The organism is Psychrosphaera sp., from assembly GCF_982872775.1.
The window spans coordinates 124,825-129,583 of sequence record NZ_CEYNSH010000003.1; the positions used below are offsets into that span (position 1 = coordinate 124,825).

Sequence of the window (4,759 nt, forward strand, 5' to 3'; positions counted from 1 at the left end):
AGTTAGCTAGCCAATAAGGTCTAGTTTCCAAGTGCTTTTGTCTTGAAACTCATCGCCAACAAAACTCACAAATGCTTCATATGGAAGAGGGCGGCTGAAGAAGTAACCTTGGATGTACTTACAGTCATAACTATCAAGCACTCTCAACTGCTCAAGCGTTTCGATACCTTCTGCAACAACATTTAATTGCATCGTCTCGGCTAAGAGCATGATGGCTTTTACAATCGCTGCGTCGTTTTCATTATTATCAATATCTACAATGAATGAACGGTCGATTTTAAGTGTATCAATAGGGAACTTTTTCAAGTAACTCAGTGAAGAGTAACCAGTACCAAAGTCATCGACGGCAATAGTTACACCCATGTTTTTCAATTGTTGTAAACGGTCTATGTTATCTTCTACATCCGACATAACGGCACTTTCAGTAAGCTCTAGCTCCAATAAGTTACTAGGTAGTCCGGTTAGAGCGAGCGCATTTTTAACGTTGTCGACTAAGTTAGTTTGTTTAAACTGAACACTCGAGACGTTAATTGATACCCTGATGTCACTTATACCGTTGTCGAGCCACTCTTTGGCTTGGAAACAGGCCGTTTGTAAAATCCATTCGCCTAGCTCTACAATCAGCCCAGACTCTTCTGCAATAGGAATAAAGTCCGCAGGAGAAACAAATCCAAGTACTGGATGATTCCAACGAATAAGCGCCTCTGCTTTAGCGATACGGTTTTCGTATAAATCGACTTGAGGCTGATAGTAAAGCTCAAATTCTTGATTCTTAAGCGCATTTCGTAGGTGTTCCTCTAGCTGTAATCGCTCAAATGCCTTTTCATTTAAAGCGTTTGAGAAGAACTTAAACGTACGTCTACCTTCCTCTTTTGCTTGATACATTGCAACGTCAGCGTGTTTCATCAGCTCTTGAACCGTTAAGCCATTTTCAGGGTACATTGCGATACCAATCGATGGCGTGACGGAAACTTCATAGCCATCCACTTCAATTGGCTTACTGACACTGTCAATAATGCGTTGCGTAACGAGGGTTGTTTCTTCTGGGTTGTCGATATGACTCAAGAATACGGTAAATTCATCACCACCTAATCGAGCAATTTCATTTTTGAATGACTTTACATCGTAGTTGCGCGCAACAAAGTCGCTATTTCGGACACTGTGACGAAGACGTTCGGCAACTTCCATCAAGACCTTGTCACCAAAATTGTGACCTAAGGTATCGTTGATTCGCTTGAACCTGTCTAAATCTATAAACATGACACCTGCGTTGTAATTACCGCGTTTGGCCAGTGATAAGAATTTTTCCATGCTTTCATAGAAGCTTTGGCGGTTAGGCAAGCCAGTTAAGCTATCGAAGTAAGCAAGCTTGTGTAGCTTTCGTTCTTGTGAAATCTGACGTTGGATTTTCAACTGTTGCTGGCGAACCAAGAACAAAAAGATGATACTGGCAATGAGGAAATAACCTAAATAGGCATACCAAGTGCGCCAAATTGGCGGTAAAACTCGAATTGGAATGGCAAGTTCATCACTCCAAACGCCATCATTGTTACTACCTTTGACTTTTAGTGTGTAAGAGCCATCGTCTAAGTGGGAAAATGGAATGTGATTGTTTGTACCAAGATCGATCCAAACATCTGCCAAACCTTCCATTTTGTACTTGTATTGATTGCTTGCTGGCTTGGTATAGTCTAGTGCCGCAAACTCAAAGTCCACCACCGTTTCATTATGTTTGAGCTCTAATACACCATCTTCTTTGAAAAGCTCGTGAATCGGGCGCTCTTCATTAGATTGACTAAATTTTGTTAGTCTAATCGGTGGCTTATACGTATTAATAGGTACCTGCTCTGGTAGGAAGGTGTTAAAACCATTCGCACCACCAAAGAACATTCGACCATCGCTGGCTTTAAAGAAAGCACCTGAATTGAAGTCACTGCCTTGTAGACCATGACTAGTATTGAAGTTGATAGAACGTAACGTATAAGGATTCAGTCGTGTAAGACCTTTAGAGTGGGATACCCAGATATAATTGTTATCGTCTTGCAAAATACCATAAGTGAAATCACTGCCAAGCCCTTCAGCTGTTCCAAAGTGCTGGAATACCACTTCACCAATCTTTAGCTTTTCTTTATCTAATCGAGCGATACCAGCATCAGGCGTTGTCATCCAAATGTAGTCTTCGGTATTGAGAAGGGCGTAGACAGAGTCAGACTTTAAAGCTTGAGGATTAGTTAAGTCCTTCTCAAAAACAACGTTTTCTCCTGTATCAAGGTTGAAACGGTTTAAGCCACCGTGATTAGTACCAATCCATAAATTACGGTCCTCGTCTTCAACCATGTCAGAAATGTAAGTTGACGAAATAATATTGGTTTTTGAGTTGGAAGCAGCAAGTAGCTCAAAGCTTGAGCCATCTTCAGTTAATACAAGACCACCGCCCCACGTCGCAAATGCCATTCGTCCGTCGCTCAATTGTTTAATTCGACTAATTGTATCGTGAGTAATGGTTGGCAAAGCTTCTTCACCAGTAAAGCGGTGAAGATCTCCTTCAATTGCGCGGAAGTTTTGAAATTTATCTGACCCTAGTTTACTTTTGTAAAGACCACTCCTTAATGTTCCTATCCATATGTTATCGGCTGTGTCAACATATAAGCTTGGAACAATGGCCGCCAAGATCTCATCTAAAGCTCCACCCGCACCCAGTGCGCTTGTTTCACCATCGGCACTAAACTCAACAATACCACCGCCCCAAGAGCCAACAAAGAAGTTACCTTTTGAGTCCTCTGCAAATGAAATGGTGTGTTCACTTTGTATTGTTTGGTATCCTTGCTTATTGACGTGCTGAAAAGAGGGGAATGCAGCATTCCAATAATTAACACCGTTTTGGGTTCCAACCCAAATTACCCCACCGTCATCTTGCATAACAGAATGGATGTGGTTATTTAAGAGAGATGATTTTGCAAAGCTATTCTTTTGAAATTTAACAATGGATTTGGTGTCGTGCGAATATGAACAAAGTCCATTGTTTGTTGCCAACCATATGGTGCCTGACTTATCTTGGATTATTTCTGAAATTTCACCATGACATTGCGCGTTATTTGGGCCACCAGGTATTTGAACTTTTAAATCTTTGTTAAGAAAGAAGGCTCCCTGAGATTTTGTACCAATCCAAATGTTTTGTTGCTCGTCTAAGAAAATGCTCTTGTACATATCATTAGCAAACCCATTAAGATTCGCCTCTTTAAAGAACTCTGTCTCTGGGTCTCTAATTAACAATCTGCCGTCTTGAGTAACAATGTAAATGGCACCATCCCGACCAGTCGCTATAGAAGAAAAATCCTCTGTATTGTTGTTGGGAAAATATTTTTTACCATATAATTTAAATTGGTTAGTTTCAGAATTTAGTACGATCGCTCCAGATTTTAACGTTAAAAACCAAACATTGTTTTGATAGTCCTCAACTATTCTCATGACCATATCATTCTTTATCTCGCTATCAATGTCTGAAAGAATGAAATGTTTGAATTTGTCCTCTGTCGACTGATATAGGCTTATACTAGCGCCAGAGGCAACCCATATACGATCTTCTGAATCAGTGTAAAGGTCTAGTATCCAATTGCTTATGCCTTTGCCTTTATTGTTAAAAGTGAAATCATAAGTTTTACTTTTATGGCCATCAAATTTAACTAAGCCTCCTTGTGTCCCGAACCAAATAAATCCTTGTTTGTCTTGCTCGATTGAAGTAACGGTCGCATGTGGAAGAATCACGTTTGAATCAATTTGGGAGAAGAATATTTGTGACCTGTTAAACGCTTCACTTGGGGGCTTACCCGATGTTTCTGGACGACTTTCAGCAAAGCTAGGAAATAAAAAAGTTAACCCTAAACACAGTAAGCTAAAGCTTTTAAAGAGTGACGACATAAGTGATTTAGACTCATATTATTATTATACTTTATTTATACCATGATGTTTAAAACAAGTCACACTAGATAACTAAAAAGGCCCCTTAGGGCCTTTTTTTATTGTTGGTCAATCCAATTGTTACCAGTCTTTTTATCCTCTTTAGGAGGAGAGTCTTTCATCTTGTGGTCGAAAATCAATCCATTTGCTTGGCTATATTTCATTTTGTGATCGAATATTAAGCCATTTGTTTTAGCTTCTTTCTCTGTATCTTTCATTTTGTGATCGAAAATCAATCCATTCGTTTTAGTTTCTTTCTCTTTTTCGGTATCTTTCATTTTATGGTCAAAGATCAAGCCTAAACTATTTGTTTCTTTCTTAGAGTATTTTTCTTTATGTTCAAGAATGAGACCGTTAGAAGTAATTAGCTCTTCAATTAGCTCCGAGTTTAAAGTACCACTCCAAGCATGATTGTTTTCATGAATCAAGAAGAACTGCTGTGTTTCTTCGTTCCAGCGAGCTGGGCCAGGGTAGAAGCCATCTAAATTGGCTAATTGAACATCAATTTCCATATCTGTGTTTGCACAGCCACTAGCTTCGCTGTTTACAGCAGCATAAGCGTCAACCAAGCCTGCACCTTGGCGAAAAATACTATAAGCCAAGTTACCGTCTTTATCTTGTGCCATGCGCCCAGTCATTAATAGGCGACATTTGATATCATCAGGAGTTAGGTCTGACTGCTCTTGAAGCATAAGTGCAACAACACCTGTTGTAATTGCAGTCGCTTGAGAGGTACCAGACATTAAAAAGTAACCTTCGTTGTCATCGTACATAGCATAATTTTGCATTAGGTATGAGTCTT

At 39.7% G+C, this 4,759-nt stretch carries 2 protein-coding genes; both read right to left on the reverse strand.

Annotated features, from left to right (window positions below):
* Positions 1-6: 6 nt before the first annotated feature.
* Positions 7-3,918, reverse strand: coding sequence for an EAL domain-containing protein (locus AC4E96_RS01895; RefSeq protein ID WP_490254736.1), 3,912 nt, complete (start codon positions 3,916-3,918; stop codon positions 7-9).
* A 98-nt stretch (positions 3,919-4,016) separates the two neighbouring features.
* Positions 4,017-4,759: S8 family serine peptidase (locus AC4E96_RS01900; RefSeq protein ID WP_490254737.1), on the reverse strand; the 743-nt coding region annotated here is incomplete at its 5' end.

What these genes read in the sequence shown, in the direction of transcription:
- AC4E96_RS01895 (WP_490254736.1), bottom strand. Translation starts at nt 3,918, where the DNA reads ATGTCGTCACTCTTTAAAAGCTTTAGCTTACTGTGTTTAGGGTTAACT.